Here is an 18,470-nt window from a genome sequence, read left to right on the forward strand (position 1 = left end):
TGTCGGGGGCGCCGGTGGGGTGGAGGACGGCGTAGGGGGTGTTGGTGGTGAGGCGGCCGAAGTCGTGGGCGTGGGCGTTGCGGGTGGTGGGGCTGGTGGTGAGGGTGCCCTGGATGGGGGGTAGGGGGGTGATGCGGCCGCGGGTGGGGGTGTCGGTGGTGGCCCAGGTGCGGGTGGTGGTGTTGTAGCCGATGACGGTGGCGGCGGCGCCGGTGAGCAGGGTGCGCCTGGAGAGGGCGGGTCGGTTCATGCGCGGTGGTCTCCTCGGGGTGGTGGGCGGCCCCGGCGGGTGCCGGTGCCGGTGGTGTGCGGGGGGTGCCGGCTTTGCGGGTGCTGTCGGCGGTGGCTCGACCGGTGGGTGGTTTCGGTCCTGCTGGTCCTGCTGGTCGTTGCGGTCGTGCGTGCAGGGGTGCTGCCGCCTTGTGCAACCGTGGTGCTGGTCGTGCTTGTTGTGCTGGTGCCGGGGGCCGGTTCCTCTGCCTGCCGTTCCCGGTGGCTCTTCCGGCTGTGTCGGCTGTGCCTGCGTTGCCGGCTGCGGTGTCCTTGCGGGTGGTGCCGGTCCTGTGCCGGGCGGTTCGATCGGCCTGCCCTGCCGGTGGTGCCGCGCGTGCCGGTCCTGCTGGTCGGGCCGTGGCCGAGTGGGTCCCGTCGGCCGTACTGGTTCTGTTGGCCGTACCGGCGGTGCGGGTGGTGCCGGTGGTTTCGGTCCTGCTGGTCCTGTCGGTCGTTGCGGTCGTGCGTGCAGGGGTGCTGCTGCCTTGTGTGACCGTGGTGCTGGTCGTGCTTGTTGTGCTGGTGCCGGGGGCCGGTTCCTCTGCCTGCCGTTCCCGGCGGCTGTGCCGGTCCCAGCTGGTTGGGTGGCGTGGGGGGTTGGCGTTCTCGCCGTACCGTTCCTCCTGGCCGTACCGGCGGTGCGGGTTGTGCCGGTGGTGCCGGTCCTGCCCCGGCCCGTCGGTCCTGCCCCGGCCCGTCGGTCCTGCCCCGGCCCGTCGGTCCTGCCCCGGCCCGTCGGTTCTGCGGGTTCTGCGGGTGGTGGCCGTCGTGGGGGTTGTGTGGGTGCGGGGGCCGGTTCTTTTGCCTGCCGGCTCCGTCTGCCGGTCCTGTGTGTTGCGCGGGGTGTTCGGGTCGTGTGTGCCGAAGCGGTTCCTGTCGCCTGTAACTGACCTGCTGGCCCTGATGGTGCTGGTGCGGGTCGGGTCGGTCGGGCCGGTCCCGCCGGCCTGCATTGCTGGTGGTGCCGTGTGTGTCGTGTGTGCCGGTTCTGCGGGTCGTGGTGTGGCCGGTCCTGCGTGGGGCGGTGCCTTTGTCGTTGGTGACTGCCGTGCTGGTTCTGTGTGTTGTGCGGGTCCCTCGGGTCGTTCGGGTCTTGCTCGTCGTGCTGGTGCTGCGTCCGGTGTGTTGTGTTCTGGGTGTTGTTCGGGTGGGCCGGTCTGTGGTGTGGGCCGGTCTGTCCCGGTGGTGCGGGGTGGCGGGTGCTGGTGGGGGTGCCGCTGGTGGTCGGGGGTGCGGTAGCCGGGTGCCGGGTGGTGCCGGTGCGGCTGGTGGCTGGGTGTGGTGCCGGGTGCCGGGTGGTGCGGGGTGGCGGGTGGTGTCAGGGGGTGGTGTGGGTGGTGGTTTGGTAGTTGGTGAGGTCGAAGGTGCGGGTTTGTTGGCGGAAGCGCCAGGTGTAGGTGGGCCAGATGTTGGGGTTGTTGCCGTGGGTGTCGGTGTACCAGCTGGTGCAGCCGCCGGTGTTCCAGACGGTGTTCTTGAGGCGGTTCTGGAGGGTGGTGTTGTAGGTGGTCTGGGCGTGGGGGTGGACGTCGAGGGTGGTGAGGTGGTGGGTGCGGAGGGTTTTGAGGGCGGCGAGGATGTAGGTGATCTGGGCTTCGATCATGACGGTTTGCGAGGAGTGGCCGAGGGTGGTGTTGGGGCCCAGGAGCATGAAGAGGTTGGGGAAGCCGTGGATGGTGGTGCCGCGGTGGGCGGTCATGCCGTGGGTGTTCCAGGTGTCGGCGAGGGTGTGTCCGTGGCGGCCGTGGATGAGGTGGGCGACGGGGCGGTCGGTGGCGGTGAAGCCGGTGGCGAGGATGATGGTGTCGATGTGGCGTCGGGTGCCGTCGGTGGTGGTGATGTGGGTGGGGCCGATGTGGGTGATGGTGTCGGAGACGATGTCGACGTTGGGTTGTTGGATGGCGGGGTACCAGGTGTTGGAGAAGAGGAGGCGTTTGCAGCCGACGGTGTAGTCGGGGGTGAGGCGGGCGCGCAGGGCGGGGTCGGGGACGGATTTTTTGAGGTGGCCGGCGGCCATGTTCTTCATGCCGGTGGTGCGGGAGGGGCGGGACATGAAGAACGCGACGATTTCGCGGCCGTGTTTGTTGAAGGCGCGGCGGAAGCGTTGGTAGCCGGGGAGGTGGCGGAGCATCCAGGTGTGGCGGGGGGTGTTGGGTTTGTCGGGTTTGGCGGCGACCCAGGGGGGTGTGCGCTGGTAGAGGTCGATGCGTGCGGCGTGGGGCTGGATGGCGGGGACGAACTGGATGGCGGAGGCGCCGGTGCCGATGACGGCGATGTTGCGGCCGGTGAGGTCGTGGTCGTGGCGCCAGCGGGAGGAGTGGAAGACGGTGCCGGTGAAGGTGTCGAGGCCGGGCAGGTCGGGGACGGCGGGGTCGGAGAGGTAGCCGGTGCCGGTGACGAGGACCTGGGCGGTGTAGCGGCCGTGCTGTGTGCGGATGTCCCAGTGGTGGTGGGTGTCGTTCCAGGTGGCGTCCAGGAGTTCGTGGTCGTAGCGCAGGTGGGGGTCGACGCCGTGGCGGGTGGCGCAGTTCTTGAGGTAGGCGTGGACCTCGGCCCGGGTGGCGAAGGTGGATTTCCATTCGGGGTTGCGGGCGAAGGAGAAGGAGTAGAGGTGGGCCTGGACGTCGCAGGCGCAGCCGGGGTAGGTGTTGTCGCGCCAGGTGCCGCCGAGGTCGTGGGCGCGTTCGAAGACGAGGAAGTCGTCGATGCCGGCTTTGAGGAGGCCGATGGCGGTGCCGAGGCCGGAGATGCCGGCGCCGATGATCGCGACTTCGAGGTGGCGGACGGCGAGGTCACCGGCGCCGGCGCCGGCGGTGCCGGCGGCGGTGGCGGTGGCGGGGGATGTGTCCGGGCCGGTTCCCGCGGTGGTGGTGCCCGAGCGGGTGTCCGTGCCCGTGGTGGCCGGGCCGGCGCCGACGGCCGTGGCACCGAGGGTGATGGTGCCCGTGGTGGTGCCCGCGGTGGTGTCCGTGGTGGTGGTGCCGGCGATGGTGGTGGTGTCGGTGTCCGCGGTGGTGGCCGTGGTGCTGCCGGTGCCGGTGCCGGTGGTGCCGGTGGTGTCGGTGGTGGTGGTGGTCGTGCCGGTGTCGTGGGTCGTGCCGCCGGTGGTGGTGTCGGGGGTGGGGGTCACCCCCGCCGCCGGGGTTGTGGGGGGTGCCGCCGGGGTGGCGGTGGGGGTGTTGGTGGTGGTGCGGTCGGGGGCGGGGGTGGTGGTCATGGCGTCGGTGTCCTCTTCTCGGGTGTCCTCGGTGGGCCCGGGGGTCAGGCGCGGCGGGTGAGGGTGACGCGGAAGTTGTTGAAGATGTGGTCTTCGAGGGTGTAGGCGAAGATGTCGAGGTAGCGCTCGAAGCGGGCGACGGTGGTCTCGTCGGTCATGGTGACGGCTTCGTCGCGGCGGGCGGCGAGGAGTTGGAGCCAGGCGCGGCAGGCGCGGGCGAAGGACTCGGGTTCGTTGCGGATCTCGGTGACCTCGAAGAGGCCGTCGAGGCCGGCGGCGAGTTCGGGCAGGCGCGGGATGTGGCAGCCCTCGAACTCCTCGCGCTGGAGGAACTTCAGGTCGTCCAGGAGCTGGCGGCGCAGCGGGGGGTTCTCGACGGTCATGGTGTGCAGGACGAAGCGGGCGCCGGGCTTGAGGAGGGAGTGGACCTGCTTGAAGAAGACGCGGTAGCGCTGGGTGCGCTCCTTGGGGGTGAGGGAGGAGAGTACGAAGTGTTCGAGTGCGTTGATGCAGAACGCGGCGTCGTAGGGGGCCTGGCCGTCGGCGAGGCGGTGGTCCTCCCAGCTTTCGACGCGGGCTTCGATGGCGGGGTTGGCGAGGGCGTCGACGAAGTCGGCCTGGGTGCGGGAGAGGGTGACGCCGACGGCCTTCTTGACGCCGTGGACGGTGGTGAGGCGGTTGAGCATGGTGCCCCAGCCGCAGCCGATGTCCAGGACGGTGTCGGTGTGGGCGGCGCGGGCGAGGTCGGTGAAGGCGTCGAGCTTGCGTTCCTGGGCCTCGTCGAGGACGGCGACGAGGTCCTCGCCGTCCTCCCAGTAGCCGCCGGAGTACATCATGGTGGGGCCCAGGATGAGCCGGTAGAGCTCGTTGGGGACCTCGTAGTGGTGGCGGATGGCCTCGACGTCGGGGTTGATGGAGCGGGCTTCGACGGTGGTCATGGGATGGGGCCCCTCGGTTGACGGTGGTGGTGGGTATCGGACGGGTGGGCGGCGGCGGGGCCGGCGCCCGGCGCGCGGTGGCGGGTGGCCCGGCCTGCGGTGCCCGATGGCCGGTGCGTGGTGCGTGGTGCGTGGTCCTCGGTGCCGCGCGTGGTGCGTGGTGCGTGGTGCCGGGTCTTCGGTGCCGCTCGGGCCGCCGTGGCGGCCGTGGCGGCGGTGGGGCCGGTTGTTGCGGTCGTGGTGCGGCCGGTCGGGCGGTCTCGGGCGGTGTTCTGTGCCGGGACCGGGCCGCGGGTGGCCCGGCGTGCGGTGCCTGGTGCGTGGTGCCTGGTGCGTGGTCCTCGGTGCCGCGCGTGGAGCGCGGTGCGGCCGTGATCGGGCCGGGCCGGGTCGGCCGGGCGGCTGCTCTCGGCGCCTGTCGTTTCGGGTGGCCGGGTGCCGTCCGTGGTGCGGTGTGCCGGTCGGACCCGGCTTCTGGCGCGGGCGGGTGGTTGGGTGCTGACCGGTGGGCGGTGTGCCGGCGGAGCCGGGCCGAGGTGCCCGGGGTTTGACGCTGTCCCGGGGTGGACGGCCGTGCCGGGCAGCCGCCCCGGTGCCGTGCCGTGCCGTGCCGTGCCGTGCTGTGCTGTGCCGTTTCGGGCGGCCGGGTGCCGCCCGTCGTGGGGTGTTTCCGGTCGAACTGGGCTGCTGTCCTGGGTGGTTGGTTCCCGGGGTAGGCGGCTCTGTTGTGTTCGGTGTGTTCGGCGCCCGTCGTGCCGGGTGGCTGGGTGCTGCCCGGTGCGGTGGGTGCGGTGGGTCGGTTGTCCGGACCGGGTGCGGTGTTTGGTCGGCCGTTGGTGTGGGTGGCGCGGTGGCGTCCGTGGTGGGGTGTGCCGGGCCGGGCCGGGTGGTGGTGGCGGGTGGTTGGTGCCGTTCGGGCGGTGGCCCGGGTCTGGCTGCCGTCCCTGGTGTTTGTGGTTCCGGGTGGCCGGGTGGCCGGGTGGCCGGGTGCTGCCCGGGGGCGGGTGGTTGCGTGCGGGTGCGGTGTGTTGTGGGTCAGGTAAGCGCGTGTCTCGCAAGCGGTGCGCAAGGCAGTGGGGGCGGGGTGGGTTGCGGGCCGGTTGCGTGGGAGCGGGTTTCATGCGGTTTCGGCAAGACGCACGGCTTTCGGGGTCCGTCCCCGGGGGGTGCTTCGGTTCCCGGACGGCGTGTTGTGCGCCGGTGCGGGGGTTGTGGGCGCTGTCGCCGTTGTGTTCCGGGTGTTGTCGGTGCCGGCTGTTCCGCCTGCCCGTCCGCCTGTCCGTCCTGCCTGTCCGTCCTGCCTGTCCGTCCGTCCCGCCTGTTCGTCCGCTCGCCTGTTCGTCCGCTCGTCCGTCCCGCCTGTTCGTCCGTTTGTCCGTGTGTTGTGTCCGTGTCTGTCGGCCGGCCTGTTGTCGGTGTTCCTGTTCGCCCTGCCCCCCGTTTTTGGTTGTCGGTTGTGTGTGGTGTGTTCCCGGGGGCCGGGGGTGCGAGGAGTGCCGGGGCCGGGCCGGGGCCGGGGGTGCGGGGCCCGTGGCGGGGTCCGTGGCGGGCGGCGGTGGCGGGTGGAGGTGCGGGCGGGTGCGGGGGCGGGGGTGGTGGTGTGTCGGTTGTGTTTTCTGTCCTGCTTCTTTCGATGCGTTGACGGCGTCCACCGTGTGGTGGGCGTGGAGAGGAACGATCACTGATGTCTCAGATCCCCACGATCGAGGACCTGGCCCAGCAGCTCCAGGCGGTCTCCGGTGCCCAGGAGATCGACGCGGACGCGGCGTTGCAGCACATCGCGGACGTCGATTCGCTGGACCTGATGGAGTGGCTGTACGGCTTCCAGAACCAGTACCCGCACATTCCGGCGGACGAGTCGCTGTTCGCGGACATCGACGACACCACGACGCTGCGTGTGGTCCACGAGCGGATCCTGGCGCTCGTGCCGGCCGCCGGTAACTGAGTCCGGGCGCGGCGGCGGAGCGGGAGAGGGAGAGGGGTCGCGTGGTGAGCGGTTTCGACGTCACCGGCTGGGGGATGTCGGTTCCCGAACGGGTGGTGACCAGTGCCGAACTCGCGCAGCGTTTCGGTGTGGACGAGCACTGGATCGTCTCGCGGTGCGGGATCCGTGAACGCAGGGCGGTGGGCGAGGGGCAGACCACGGCGTCGATGGCCGCGGAGGCCGGGCGCCGGGCGCTGGAGCGCGCGGGGCTGACGGGTGCGGACATCGCGCATCTGATCGTGGCGACGGCGACGCCGGAGCAGCCCTCGCCGGCGACGTCGGCGTTCGTCCACGACGAGCTCGCGATCGCGGGCAGCGCGCACGACGTGAACTCCGAGTGTGCCGGGTTCGTGTACGCGCTGGTGACGGCGGCGGGTCTGTTGCGGATGGATCCGCGTCCGATCCTGGTGATCGGCTCGGACACGCACACGCTGACCGCGAACCCCGCCGACCGGGACCTGTCGATCCTGGTGGGTGACGGTGCGGGGGCGGTGGTGCTGCGGCCGGGGGCGGTGGACCGGATCCGGGCGTGGAACCTGGGCGCGGACGGCTCGTGCAAGAACAGTCTGAAGGTCCTGGCGGGGGGTTCGCGGATGCCGACCACCGCGGACACCGTCGCCCGGGGTCTGCACTACGCGCAGATCAACGGCAACGAGATCTATCTGAACGCGGTGCGCTACACGGTGCGTACGATCCGCGAGACGCTGGAGCAGGCGAAGATCACGCCGGAGCAGGTCGACCACGTGGTGCCGCACCAGGCGAACATCCGGATCATCAACTCGGTGCTCTCCCATACCGGTATCCCGGCCGACCGGCTGGTGACGAACCTGGAGCGCTACGGCAACACCGCGTCGGGGTCGATCCCGATCGCGTTGGCGGAGGCGCTGGACGCGGGGCGGATCAAGGACGGTGACACGGTGCTGCTGGCCGGGTTCGGCGCGGGCATGACGTGGGGTTCGGTCCTGCTGACGTGGGGAGGGGTGGCGCGGTGAGCGGCCGGGACGCTTTCGGTGTGCGGCCGCCGTCGCCGGTGGCGCTGGTCACCGGTGCCTCCGGGGGGCTGGGCAGTGAGCTGGCGCTGGCCCTGGACGCGGCGGGCTGCCGGGTCGCGGTGCACTACAACAGCTCGCGCGAGGGCGCGGAGAAGGTCGCCGCGCAGCTCGTCAACGAGCACGTGCTGGTCACCGGCTCGGTCGCGGACTGGGACGCGGTCGGCGCGATGTACGAGCGGATCAAGGCGGCGCTCGGGCCGGTGGACGTGCTCGTCAACAACGGGGCGATCCGCAAGGACGCGCTGATGGCGATGCAGGACCCGGCGCAGTGGCGGCAGGTGATCGACACCAACCTCGTCGGCTCCTTCCACACCGCGCGTGCGTGCGTGCCGGCGATGCTGCGGGCGCGCTGGGGGCGGGTGGTCAACATCGTCTCCCCGTCGGCGCTGATCGCCACCGCCGGGCAGACCGCCTACTCGGCGTCCAAGGCCGGTCTGATCGGGCTGACCCGTACCCTCGCGGCGGAGTGCGGCCGCAGGGGGGTGACCGTCAACGCCCTGTCACCCGGCTTCATGATCACCGGCATGACGGACACCCTGCCCGAGCACGTCGTGGCGGGCATGCGCGAGAAGGTCCCGGTGCCGCGGTTCGTCACCCCGCGCGAGGTCGCCCGCTCGATCACCCTGTTCCTCGACCAGGACTGCATGACCGGCCAGGTCATCAGCATCGACTCCGGGGCCTCCATCACCTGAACGCCACCGGGGGCCCCGGACGGACCGTCCACCCGCCCGGGGCCCCGGGGGCCGGCCCGCCCCCGGGCGGTCGGCCTGTCGGCCGGCCGACCCGCCCCTCGGGGGGCCGGAAGTCGGCCGGCCCGCCCCCGGGCCCGGACACGGCAGTCGGCCACCCCGGAGCCGGGCCACCCCGGAGCCGGGGTGGCGCGCCCTTGTCCGGGCCCGTCTGCTCGTGTCGGGGCCGGGCCCGGTCCGTCCGCGGGGCCTGTCCACCGGTGTTCGGGGCGGCGGGTTCGGGCCCCGGTCCGTCCGCGGGGCCGCGTGTCAGGGTCCGGGCCCGTCCGCGCGCGGTGTGACGGGCCCGCTGTCCGCTGCGAAGCGGCGGTGCCGGTCGCCGTGATCGGCGAACGGCTCCGGCCGGTGCCGCCGTGATCGGCGGCATACGGTCAGGAACGGCTGTGTCACCTTCGCGGGTTGGGCCGGCATGGTGATGACGGCGGGTCTGTTCTTCATGGCGGTGCTGGTGATCGTGCCCTTCACGCTGGCCTCGATCCGGCATCTCGTGGTGCGATCCGGCCGTCCGGGATGGTTGTGCCGCCGTTTGACCACGCGACCGCGAAGCGGCGGGCTCGGCCTCGGCGCGACCGCGACCGAGGAGTTGCACGCCGTCTTCCATGCCAACAAGCGCGTGCAGATCGAGCAGCGGCGCACTCGACTGGTCGTGCGGGACGACGACCACGCCGGCGCCCCGCCCCGCACCGGTGTCGACCTGGCCGGCGGCACCGCTGTCGTTCGACGGCGGAGGTAGCCGCGCCTACCGTGCGCGATCCCCTCACTGCAAGATCCGCTTCTGAGACGGTTCCCGGGGGTGGAGGCAGGTCCTCCTCGCCTCGCGGGCACCGGCGGGCCGCTCCGGCCGCAGCGGCCGGAAAGGGGCGTGGACCGCCAGGGCGAGCGCGTGATCCACTGCGCGCATGAGTGTTGCCGGTCGGTGTGTTCACCACTGACGACGGTGGCGGGTCCCGTTTCCCCGACGTCCGCGAAGGCCCGTCGGATCGTGCCGGCTTGGAGAGCCGGCGTTCCACGCTCCCGGGGGTGGCAGAGCGTCCGCCCGCTCGGCGCGCGGTTCTCCCCCTCCCCCCGGGCCGGCCGGCCGGTCGGGGAGGGCTTCGCGTGGCGCCGGCCGACGTCGCGGAGTTCGTCGAGGGGGTTCTGCTGCCGAAGGACGACGTCGAGTCCGCAGCGGCCCGGACGGGCTCGCCCGAGCCCGTAGCCCGACGCGTCAGGGAGTTGGCCGATCGTTCGGAGGACATCCTCGATGCCGCCCGGCGGGCGTCGCAGGTCGGTGGCGGAGTACGGATCCGGATCCGGATCCGGTGACCCGGCGCGCCGATTGCGCCACCGGATCGGTCATTCGGCGTGACCGGCCGCGGACGGTGAGTCGGAACCTCACGCCGTCGACCACCCGGCGGTGTTACCGCCACGGCCGTCGATCCGCGGCAGCCGGGGGAGCCCTGCGCTCCCGTGCCGTAGGCGTGCGCCGGTGCGGCCGGCGTGCAGCGCGAAGCCCTGCCGAACCCGCGTCCGGCCCCGGTGACCACCACGTGCTTCCCGGCGAGATCCGTGCGTGCTGCTCCTTCGACCGTCCTGTGCCGGTCGTGTCGCGGTGCGGGCGGCCGTGGCGTCGGCGCCACCGGGCCCCTGGCCTCGGCGCGGTCGCGGGCGGGGAGGTCCGCCGCGGCGCGTCCCGGAGGGTGGGGGCCGGGCGGGGCGGCCGGGCGGGCCGGGGTGTGCGGGCCGGGGGTGGGTGTGCGGCGGCCCGCCGCCGTCCCTGCCCGCCGCCTTCGGGGCGGGCGGGGAAGGGGCGGGGCGGGCCGTCACGGACACGGACCGCGGGCACGGACCGCGGACGCGGACTGCGGGGCGGCACCGGGGATGTGCGGTGCCGGGCGGGTCAGTTGAGGGCGGCGAGCGCGGCCTCGTAGTTCGGCTCGTCGGCGATCTCCGCGACCAGCTCGGTGTGCAGGACGGTGTCGTTCTCGTCCAGGACGACGACGGCGCGGGCGGTCAGGCCGGCCAGCGGGCCGTCGGCGATCGCCACGCCGTACACGTCGTGGAAGTCCCGCCCGCGCAGGGTGGAGAGGGTCTTGACGTTCTCCAGGCCCTCGGCGCCGCAGAACCGGGCCTGCGCGAACGGCAGGTCGGCCGACACGCACAGCACCACGGTGTTGTCCAGCGAACCGGCCTTGGCGTTGAACGTGCGCACCGAGGTCGCGCAGGTGGGGGTGTCGATGCTGGGGAAGATGTTCAGGACCTTGCGCTTGCCCGCGAAGTCCTTCAGGGACACGTCCGCGAGCCCCTCGCCGACCAGCGTGAACCCGGGTGCCTGGCTGCCGGCGGCGGGCAGCGCGCCACCGACCTGCACCGGGTTCCCCTTCATCGTGACCTGAGCCATGAAAAGCCTCCTACCAGCGGTGTGTACGGGATGCAACGCCGCCGATCCTACTGCCCGCCCCGGACCCCGCCAGGGGGCGGCCACCGACCGGACACCCGACCCCGACCCCGACCCCGACCCCACCACGCCCCGGCCCCGGCCCGGCCCGGCCCCGGGGCGTGGTGGGGCCCGCCGGTAGGGGTGCGGGCCGTGTTCGGGTACCGCGGCTGGATCGAGGCCGCGCACAGCGCCGCCGCCGCCGACGACGCCGACGCCGACGCCGACGAGGAGCGGCTGCGGGAGATCACCGGGGACCTCGCACGGCGGATCCGGGAGATCTCCGGCCCCCACCTCCTGGACCCGGGGTGGATGAACGGCGAGCCGTTCGTCCACCTCGCGGGCTTCACCGACCACCGTGACGAGCGGATCCCGTCCTTCTTCCGGGAGGCCGGGACACGGGCACCGCGCTCGTACGGCCTGCCGCACGTGCGCGACGACGAGGACCTCGGGCACGAGAACGGGATGCGCCTGACCGGGACGGTCCGCGGACGGGCGACCGAGGGCCCCTCGCCGCTGCTGCCGCCCCGCGTCCCGGTCCTGGAGGACCCGTTCCACGTCCGAGCACGCGCGTTTCCGTGGCGGCCCCTGCCTGGTCGACCGGCAGGACGGGAGCATCCATGTCGTCCCCGGCACCGAGCGGGACGACGGTCGGGAGGAGGACTGCCGTCGGCGGGGCAAAGGCGTCAGGGCGTCCGACCGCCTCGTTGCGGACGTCCGCCGCCATGCAGTACCCGGGCAGGGCGGCCCCGCGGACGGGCCTGCAGCACGCCAGGGCCTTCGTGACGGTCGTCGGTGACGGCATCGAACCACCCGAGGACCTGGCGGGCCTCACCCGCGGACCCGGTCCATGGGACCCGGGCCCGATCGAGGCACTCGCAGGCCCGGTCCGTTGGTGGACCGGTCGAGCCCGGAACCCCGAAAACCTCCGTGAGATCCCCTGGTAGGACTCCTCGACGATCCCTGTCCGGCCTTGTCCCTTGCACAGCGTATTCAGCCGCAGTCCGGCAGATCATCGGATTGATGCCGTGTCGGGAATGGTGTATTCGCCAGCTGTGATCGGCATGCGGGCGTCCCTAGTTTTCTTACGGCGGGGGGAGACCGGCAACATCGCGCTTGACGTGACCTTGACATCGTGTCTGGATCCCGTCAGGCCGATTGGTGACATGGGGAATGCCTTCCTGTGGCGTCGAGGAGCAGTGAAGCTGTTGATCGCCGCCGTGGGCATCTGCTTCGTCCGCTCTGCCGGGCGCGAATATCCATATGCTTCGCCGGCCCGTCACCCGACCAATTCTGCAGGACGGGGGCGCCTGCGAAATTCACAGGAAGTGAAGGGGATGCGTCGTCATAACGCCCACCTGTCAGGGCAAACCGGTCGAAGAGCAGTGGCGGCCCTGATTGCCGCGGCTGCTGTGAGCGTTGCCGCGCTGGGGCAGGTTCCCGCTTATGCCGATGCGGGAAGCCCTTCCGGTTCTGTTCCGGCGAACTCTCCCGAGCGGGACGCTGTTCTGAAGGCACGTCAGAGAGGTGTATCTGTCGAAGTGACGGCGCGGCAGGACGAGTCGACCGATCTCGTGGCGAACCCGGACGGCAGCTTCACCATGCGCCGACACGCGAGGCCGGTGCGGGCGAAGGTCGACGGCCAGTGGCGAACAGCTGACGCCACGCTGGAGCGCCGTCCCGACGGGACCGTCGGCCCGAAGGCCGCCGTCTTCCCGATGACGTTCTCCGCGGGTGGCAGCGTTGCGCTGGCCTCGATGCAGAAGGACGGCAAGTCCCTCGCCCTCACCTGGCCGACGCCGCTGCCGCAGCCCGAGCTGGACGGCAGTACGGCCCTGTACCGCGAGGTGCTGCCCGGGGTGGACCTGAAGATCCTTGCCGAGGCCGACGGCTTCTCCCACCAGCTGGTCGTCAAAACCCGCCAGGCCGCGGACGATCCGCGCCTGGCCCAGGTCACCTACGGCCTGAAGACCGCGGGCATCGCCCTCAGCTCCGGCAAGGACGGGCGGATCACTGCGACCGACGCCTCCGGCGGCACGGTCTTCACGGCACAGGCCCCGCGGATGTGGGACTCCCACGCCCCGGCCGCCGCTGCCCAGCAGCAGCCCACCGCCGCTCCCTCGGCGTTGGCCAAGAACGCGCCGGCGGCGGCCCCGATCTCGGCCGACAGTGCCCCGCCGTCGAACCCGGTCACGCCCGGTTCCGCCGAGCACGCTCCGAGGGCGATGGCCACCGAGATCGGTTCGGACATGCTGCGGTTGACCCCGGACGCCGACCTGCTGCACGGAGCGGACACCGTCTTTCCGGTCGTCATCGATCCGACGTTCACCGACGGCTGGCGCAACCGCTGGGCGGTCGTCTATTCCGCCACTCCCAGCGAGGCCTACCCGGACGGGAACGGCTGGCACTCGGACAACCCGGCGGACGAGCCGCGCGTGGGCTACAACGGCAGCGGCAACACCCGGTCCTACTTCGAGATGAACACCCGTGGCCTGGCAGGGTCCACGATCCTGTCGGCGACCTTCCACATCGAGGAGACCCACTCGTGGGGCTGCGATGCGGCCGTGGCGGGCAACACCGAGCTCTGGGCGACCGGACCCGTCAACGCCACGACACCGACCTGGAACAGCCAGGCCCCCTGGATCTGGCAACTGGACACCAAGGCGTTCGCCCACGGCAACGCCAGCTACTGCCCCGGGGTACAGGGCGTGGACTTCAGCACCGAGAACCTGCGCGCCGTCGTCCAGGGCGTCGCCGACCGGGGCGACGACAGCCTCCCGCTCGGTCTGCGCACCCCGGACAACTACCTCGGCAACAAGAACAGCTACAAGCGGTTCAGGAACAACCCGTGGCTCGAGGTCACCTACAACCGGCCCCCCGTCCTCAACGACTACGCGGCGTGGGAGGGCCAGTGGACGCCGGGCAGCAGCAGCAACGTCAACGTGCCCTGTGTCGGCGACCCGGCGGCCTGGCCCACCGTCGGGCGCAACGACGTCGTCCTGGCCGCGAGGATCTCCGACCCCGACGGCTACGTGAACGCCAAGTTCGAGGCCTGGGACCACGACAGCGGGCAGTTCTTCCCGCCGGTCTGGGCGGGTGCCCCCAGTGGTTCCTGGGCCGTCACGAGACTGGGCGCCGACAGTCTGCGCGACGGCGGCCGCTACAAGTGGCACGCCCAGGCCGAGGACGGCATCGCCGCCTCCGGCTTCGGCCGTGACTGCGGCTTCAACGTCGACCGCACACCGCCCTCCAAGCCGACCGTCACCTCCGCGGACGGCCACAGCATCGACATCGAGGACGTGCCCGCCCGCACCCCGCGCACCGTCAAGTTCGCCGCCGGCGACCAGTTCGGCCTGAAGGGCTTCTGCTACTCCCTCAACAAGCCTCTGCCCGTGGTCAACCAGGGCTGCGGCGGAACCTGGGTGGATGCCGGCCCGGACGGGACCGCGACCGTCTCGCTCACGCCCACCCTGTGGCCGGCCAACCGGCTCACCGTCCAGGCCATGGACAAGGCCGGCAACCTCTCCCCCTACGACGGCGCGGACGGTGGCCCGAACTCCAGCACCACGTTGATCACCACCGCCCGCAGCAACTTCGTCCACGACGCCACCGACCCGGCCCTGACCGGCGACCGGCCCGGAGACCTGACCGGTGACGGGCACGCCGACCTGGTGGCTGCCACCAGCACCGGTGAACTCGTCCTGTACGCCGGTCGCGGCGACGGGACCTTCGAGCAGCCCCGGACCGTCGCCAATCCGGGCTGGTCCGGCGCCCAGGTCACCCACCGGGGCGACTTCGCCGGCCAGAGCCCGGGCCAGAGCAAGGAGGGGTACGAGGACTTCCTCGTCAAGCAGGGCACCCGGCTCTACCTCTACCCCGGCAACGGCATGGGCGCCCCCGACGAGTCCAGGCGCACCGAACTGCTCCACCCCGGCGGGGGCGACTGGTCCGGCACCGGCCAGATCGTCGCCGCAGGCAAGCTCGACACCGATCCCGGCAGTGACCTGATCGCCAAGGACGGCGACAGCCTCGTCCTCTACAGCGGCACGGCCGCGGGGCCTCTGGCCACCCAGCCCGACACCAGCAGGCTGAAGCCGGGCACCGTCGTCTCCGCTTCCGGGTGGGCCGACTACGACGTGCTCGCCCCCGGTGACGTCAACGGCGACGGCATCCCCGACCTGCTCGCCCGGCGCAGCACCACCGACCCGAACGACGGCGAGTACGGGCGCGTGCGCCTCGTGCTCGGCGCCCGCAACGCCGACGGCCTCGGGTACCAGGCCGGCAGCCCCGCCGCCGGAACCGTCTATGCCACCGGCTTCGACCCCCAGCACCGCCCCCTGGTCACGACGCCGGGCAACCTGCACGGCGGCGTCGCCGACAGTGGCAGGGGCTACCCGCTGTTCACCCCGACCCCGGGCCAGAGCACCGGTGACGTCCTGGCGACCACGCCGGCCGACCCGGCCGCGTCCGTGACCTACTACGCGGCCGACGGCAGCGCGCAGAGCACCACCTGCCCCACCGGGTGCCTGCTGATGTACCCGGGCACGCCCACCGGGCTCGGGCTGCCGCGCCTGGCCGCCCAGGGCAACCTGCACACCGTCACCGCACTCGACGGCGGTCAGAGCCTGCGCAGCCCGGCCACCGCGATGACACGTGCCGCCAACGGCACGCTCGTCGCGGTCAAGACCGCCGCCGACGGCAGCCTGTGGGCGACCAACCAGACCGGCACCACGGGTGGCTTCCGCAGCTGGTACCCGCTCAGCGGACAGGGTGTCCACGCCGGTGACCCGGCGTCGATCCTGTCGCCGGCCGCCGGCGGCACCGTCCACGTCTTCGCCCGGACCCGCTCCGGCCGGATCGTCGACTACGCCCAGACCGGGCCCACCTCGTCCTTCGGCCCCGCGATGGCGGTCGCAAGCTCCGCACCGGTCTTCGCCCAGGACCCCGCCGTCACCCTCACCGCGAACGGCAGCATGATCGTCACCGCCGTCGACACGGCCGGTGACCTGTGGGCGACCAACCAGCCCGCACCCGGTGCCGCGTTCGGTGCCTGGTTCAAGGTCAGCGCCAGTGGCGGCCTCACGGGCCGTGCCGCAGCGGTGATGTCCCCCGCGGGAGGTGGCACGCTCAACCTGTTCGCCCGCACGATGAACGGACACATCGGCTACTTCGGCCAGAGCAGCCCCATCAGCGGATACAGCCCGGGCGCCTACCTCGGTGCCACCTCGCCCGTCTTCGCCGGGGACCCCAGCGTCACCACCGCCTCGAACGGCAGCATGGTCGTGGCCGCCATCGACGTCAACGGCGACGTCTGGGCCATCGACCAAGCCGGTCCCGGCACCGATTTCCGCAGCTGGTACCGGATCACCCCGGGCGGTGGCACCGCCGGTGCCACCAGCATCGTCCTGTCCGCCGGGGCCGGCGGAACGGTCAACATCGTCGCCCGTACGAAGGACGGACACATCGCCCTGTTCGGTCAGAGCGGCCCGACCACCGGATTCAGCCCCGGCTCCTACCTCGGCCACCCGAACATGATCTTCGCGGGTGATCCCCGGGTCACCCTCTCCGACAACGGAGCGATGATCGTCACCACCACTGACGCCGCGGGCGCCACCTGGGCCATCGACCAGCCCGCACCAGGAGCCGATTTCCGCTCCTGGTACCAGGTGTAATCACGAGGACAGGAAGATCAAGAGGTCGGCCGGCCTGGCGGAACACGCCGGGCCGGCCGACCTGTTGCCGCAGATGTCACGGGGGCGTCGACGTGGGTACGGGCATCGGTGCCGCCGGCTCGCGTCCGCTGTCCGCGGGGGAACCCGCGTCACAGCGGCACATGGACGAACGCCATCCGCATCCCCGCCGGCCGGGGCCGGCGGGACGGGCGGGCGACCGCGGCGGGGGAGGGCGGCAGGTTCAGAGCCAGCCGCGATGAGCGGCTTTGATACCGGCTTCGAAACGACTGCTCGCACTGAGGCGTTCCATGATCGAGGCCATGTGGCGGCCGACGGTGCGCGAGGAGATACCCAGGCGCTGGCCGGCCGCCTCGTCGGTGAGCCCGGAGCCGAGCAGCCTCAGCAGTTCCCGTTCGGTGGCGGTGAGGCCGGTGCGAGGGTCCTCGGGGTGCGCGGCACCGAGGGGGACAGCCGTGTTCCAGGCCTGTTCGAAGAGGTCGAGCAAGGCTGCGAGGATGCCGGGCTCGGTCACGTAGAGCGCGCCCTTGCGGTTGTCCGCCGGGTCGATGGGGACGAGCGCCTGGGTGCGGTCGACCACGACCATCCGGGGTGGGACCGCGGGCGAGGTGCGGACCTCACCGCCGTGGCTGAGCAGCCAGTGGGCGTAGGTGGCCACGTGGGGCTGATGGCGGGTGGAGTCCTGGTAGAGGGTCCGCATGGCGACGCCGCGGGAGAGTGCCTCGGCATCGGCGGGACGGCTGGCGAGGAGGTCCTCGCGGCGCTGGTCGCCGGGCTGGCTGCCGAGTACCTCGGTGGTGGCGCTTCGGCCCATCCGCTCGAGCCTGGTGTGGATGGCGTCGAGGCCCAGGAGACGCTCGCCGTGGGTCGTGCGGTGTTCGGCGCGCTGGGCGACCATGCGCGTGACGGCAGCCCGGGAGGCGGCCAGCTTGGACTGGCGGGCGGCGAGTTCGGCCTCTTGAGCGGCGAGAATGTCGGCCAGGCCGATGTCGGGGCTCACTGCGCGCATCTGTCCGGGCCGTTCGGCGGAGACCCGGACGAGGGTGAGCTCGCCCAGCTCGTCGAGGTGGTCGTGCACCTGGACGGCGGTCGAGCCGCAGTGCGCGGCGATCTGCTCCACACCGTACGCGGGGTGATCAAGCATCGTCTGGTACACCGCAGCGGCTCCGGCCGTCAGGCCCAGTACTTCCAGCATTGCATCCCTCATGTCACAGGCCGCCTCCCGATGGGGCGGCCGGTCGTATCCAAACAGCTGTGCGAGGTCAATTCAAGATCCAATCCGCGATGGTCATGGCGGTACGGGCTGTATGCGGGGTGGGTCGACGGCCATGCCACAGCACACGAATTGACGCGCACGCGACATTGAGTCCGGATCCCGTCAGACCGATTGACGACATCCGGAACGCCTTCCGGTGACGGCGGCGGGCGGCGAAGCTACTGATCGCCACCGAGGAACAGCTCGGACCGGCAACCGAACAGAGCGTCAACCGCGGGACGCCCGGATCGGCCACCCACCTCTCCCACCCATGCAAGAAGGACCTCTGCCATGCTCCGCACCCGTATCGCCCAGGCTGCCGCGGTCGCTCTCGTCTCCCTCACCACGCTCCTGATCGTCCCCGCCACCGCTTCCGCCGACACCGCCGGGGCCACGCCCGTCGCGACTGCCGGCCCGTCCGACAGCCTCGGCTGGGGCGGTGTCGCCGCCGATGACAGCCTCGGTTGGGGCGGAGTCTCCCAGGAGAGCCTCGGCTGGGGCGGCTGAGCACGCAATGGAGATCGTCTACGCCAGCCTGAAACGCCGTCATCCGGGCGCGGCGGAGGCGAACGAAGCGGCCGAGGTCCTGGACGCCCTGTGGGCGCACGCCGAACCCGCTGACGGACTCCAACACGCCAGCGCGAAGCCCGCCTCCGACCGGCTCGACCTCCTGCTCTACTTCACCAGCCGAGACCCGTGCCACCAGCCCGGCGCCGTTCTGCGCGCCCACGGCCTGCTGTGCCGTTGCCAACGGACCTCGCCCCTGCTTCGTCGAACCTACTTACCGCCGGAGCCACCACGGGTCGCGGAACACACCGCCGGGTGACCTCGGCGCCCGGCGCCCGACGACACAGACAACCGTCCCTGCCAGGGCCAGGCCGACCCGCAACCCGGTT

Annotated in this window: 13 protein-coding genes and 1 pseudogene; 9 read left to right on the top strand and 5 right to left on the bottom strand. The window is 72.0% G+C overall.

Annotated features, from left to right (window positions below; genetic code table 11):
• The 3 genes and pseudogenes from ACZ6EM_RS35445 to ACZ6EM_RS35455 all read right to left on the bottom strand — a co-directional run.
• A pseudogene (locus tag ACZ6EM_RS35445) lies at window positions 1-250 on the bottom strand (FAD-binding protein); the annotation flags it as partial.
• Window positions 251-1,591: 1,341 nt separating this feature from the next.
• Complete coding sequence (locus ACZ6EM_RS35450) at window positions 1,592-3,490, bottom strand: flavin-containing monooxygenase (protein ID WP_465774208.1); 1,899 nt, start codon at window positions 3,488-3,490, stop codon at window positions 1,592-1,594.
• 44 nt (window positions 3,491-3,534) lie between these two features.
• Window positions 3,535-4,428, bottom strand: coding sequence for a class I SAM-dependent methyltransferase (locus tag ACZ6EM_RS35455; protein ID WP_401055491.1), 894 nt, complete (start codon window positions 4,426-4,428; stop codon window positions 3,535-3,537).
• Window positions 4,429-6,112: 1,684 nt separating this feature from the next.
• Here ACZ6EM_RS35455 and ACZ6EM_RS35460 point away from each other — a divergent pair.
• The 5 genes from ACZ6EM_RS35460 (at window position 6,113) to ACZ6EM_RS35480 (ending at window position 9,518) form a co-directional block, all read left to right on the top strand.
• Window positions 6,113-6,373 (top strand): hypothetical protein, encoded by a 261-nt coding sequence (locus ACZ6EM_RS35460; protein WP_224279085.1) that lies wholly within the window; start codon window positions 6,113-6,115, stop codon window positions 6,371-6,373.
• Between the two features lie 44 nt (window positions 6,374-6,417).
• Window positions 6,418-7,404 (top strand): 3-oxoacyl-ACP synthase III family protein, encoded by a 987-nt coding sequence (locus ACZ6EM_RS35465; protein ID WP_401055348.1) that lies wholly within the window; start codon window positions 6,418-6,420, stop codon window positions 7,402-7,404.
• Window positions 7,405-7,424: 20 nt separating this feature from the next.
• Entirely contained in the window at window positions 7,425-8,156 is a 732-nt protein-coding gene (locus ACZ6EM_RS35470; protein ID WP_401055347.1) for an SDR family NAD(P)-dependent oxidoreductase, read from the top strand.
• A gap of 466 nt (window positions 8,157-8,622) precedes the next feature.
• Window positions 8,623-8,946 carry a DUF6191 domain-containing protein gene (locus tag ACZ6EM_RS35475; RefSeq protein WP_465774209.1) on the top strand — a complete coding sequence of 108 codons (324 nt, stop codon included), beginning with the start codon at window positions 8,623-8,625 and terminating at the stop codon, window positions 8,944-8,946.
• A gap of 365 nt (window positions 8,947-9,311) precedes the next feature.
• On the top strand, window positions 9,312-9,518 hold the full coding sequence (locus ACZ6EM_RS35480) for a hypothetical protein (protein WP_452178957.1): 207 nt from the start codon (window positions 9,312-9,314) through the stop codon (window positions 9,516-9,518).
• A gap of 574 nt (window positions 9,519-10,092) precedes the next feature.
• Here the strand turns inward: ACZ6EM_RS35480 and tpx are convergent.
• Entirely contained in the window at window positions 10,093-10,593 is a 501-nt protein-coding gene (tpx, locus tag ACZ6EM_RS35485) for a thiol peroxidase (RefSeq protein ID WP_452178958.1), read from the bottom strand.
• A gap of 30 nt (window positions 10,594-10,623) precedes the next feature.
• On the opposite strand from tpx, the gene ACZ6EM_RS35490 reads away from it, so the two are divergent.
• Window positions 10,624-11,415 carry an Imm7 family immunity protein gene (locus ACZ6EM_RS35490; protein WP_465774210.1) on the top strand — a complete coding sequence of 264 codons (792 nt, stop codon included), beginning with the start codon at window positions 10,624-10,626 and terminating at the stop codon, window positions 11,413-11,415.
• A gap of 755 nt (window positions 11,416-12,170) precedes the next feature.
• Window positions 12,171-16,301: an FG-GAP-like repeat-containing protein gene (locus tag ACZ6EM_RS35495; protein ID WP_465774211.1), complete on the top strand. Its 4,131-nt coding sequence runs from the start codon at window positions 12,171-12,173 to the stop codon at window positions 16,299-16,301.
• Window positions 16,302-16,542: 241 nt separating this feature from the next.
• Here ACZ6EM_RS35495 and ACZ6EM_RS35500 read toward each other — a convergent pair whose 3' ends face one another.
• Window positions 16,543-17,514: a helix-turn-helix transcriptional regulator gene (locus ACZ6EM_RS35500; RefSeq protein WP_465774212.1), complete on the bottom strand. Its 972-nt coding sequence runs from the start codon at window positions 17,512-17,514 to the stop codon at window positions 16,543-16,545.
• A gap of 351 nt (window positions 17,515-17,865) precedes the next feature.
• Here ACZ6EM_RS35500 and ACZ6EM_RS35505 point away from each other — a divergent pair, with 351 nt between their 5' ends.
• Together ACZ6EM_RS35505 and ACZ6EM_RS35510 are read left to right on the top strand one after the other, a co-directional pair.
• A complete protein-coding gene (locus ACZ6EM_RS35505) occupies window positions 17,866-18,081 on the top strand; it encodes a hypothetical protein (RefSeq protein WP_465774213.1) in 216 nt (71 codons plus the stop codon).
• Between the two features lie 7 nt (window positions 18,082-18,088).
• Complete coding sequence (locus tag ACZ6EM_RS35510; protein WP_465774214.1) at window positions 18,089-18,400, top strand: hypothetical protein; 312 nt, start codon at window positions 18,089-18,091, stop codon at window positions 18,398-18,400.
• The last annotated feature ends 70 nt before the right edge of the window (window positions 18,401-18,470 follow it).

This window comes from Kitasatospora sp. NPDC041917 (assembly GCF_055589745.1).